Source organism: Clostridium sp. CAG:43 (genome assembly GCF_000434655.1).
In the GTDB taxonomy this organism is placed as follows: domain Bacteria; phylum Bacillota; class Clostridia; order Lachnospirales; family Lachnospiraceae; genus Otoolea; species Otoolea fessa.
In genome coordinates, this window is sequence record NZ_FR895083.1 from 1 (window position 1) to 808 (window position 808).

General features: G+C 51.7%; 2 protein-coding genes. Both read left to right on the forward strand.

What is annotated here, in order from left to right; translation table 11 throughout:
* Positions 1–41: 41 nt before the first annotated feature.
* A complete protein-coding gene (locus QVO97_RS06760; protein WP_022359610.1) occupies positions 42–578 on the forward strand; it encodes a transcription termination/antitermination NusG family protein in 537 nt (178 codons plus the stop codon).
* Positions 575–808 (forward strand): glycosyltransferase (locus tag QVO97_RS06765; RefSeq protein WP_288189220.1); only part of this gene is annotated, 234 nt, incomplete at its 3' end. The genes QVO97_RS06760 and QVO97_RS06765, both read left to right, overlap by 4 nt.

Here is an 808-nt window from a genome sequence, read left to right on the forward strand (position 1 = left end):
TATTCTGCGAAAACTGTAAAAACGAGAGGAAGAAGCTCGGTATGTGGTACGCAGTACAAACGCCTGCAGGAAGAGAAGCTGAGATGGCAGAGAAATTGAACCGGGTTTATTCGGGAGAGTCGGATAAGCCCTGTTTTGTGCTGTCTAAAGAACGGTCCTGGCGGATGGGCGGGATTTATCACATCGGTGTGGAGCCGATGTTTCCGGGATATATCTTTGTGGATACGGATGATGCGGGAGAACTGAAACAGAAGATAGGAATTTTGGCGGGTTCTGCGAAGCTTCCGCTCGATGAGAAAGCAGTACCGCTGGAAAGGGCGGAGGAAGAATTTTTGAAACGCCTGCTTCGAGGGGATCCGCAGCATACGGTAAGACGATTTCTCGTACAGGTAAACGAGGCGGGAGAGATCGTGTCGGCGGAAGGCATTTTAGGAGAGTCGCTGGGACAGATCGTGCGGAAACGAATCCGGAAACGGGTTGTGACGCTGGAGATGCCGATGCTGGGAGTAGCGCGGCGGGTAGAACTGGCGATCCGTGTAAAAGGCGACGAAAACCGGGAGCAGGTGGCAGGCATATGAGAAGTTTAGATATGAAGTATTCCGTTCTGATGCCTGTTTACCGAAAGGAAAATCCGAGCTATTTTTACCGGGCGGCGCTCAGCATGATGAAACAGAGTGTTCCGCCGGATGAGTTTGTCCTGGTCTGCGATGGTCCGCTGACGGAAGAACTCGATGCAGTAATCAGGGAATTAGAAGAAACATGGTTCGAACAGGTGAAAGTCGTGCGCCTGCCGGAAAATCGCGGCATA

What these genes read in the sequence shown, in the direction of transcription:
- QVO97_RS06760 (WP_022359610.1), top strand. Translation starts at nt 42, where the DNA reads ATGTGGTACGCAGTACAAACGCCTGCAGGAAGAGAAGCTGAGATGGCA.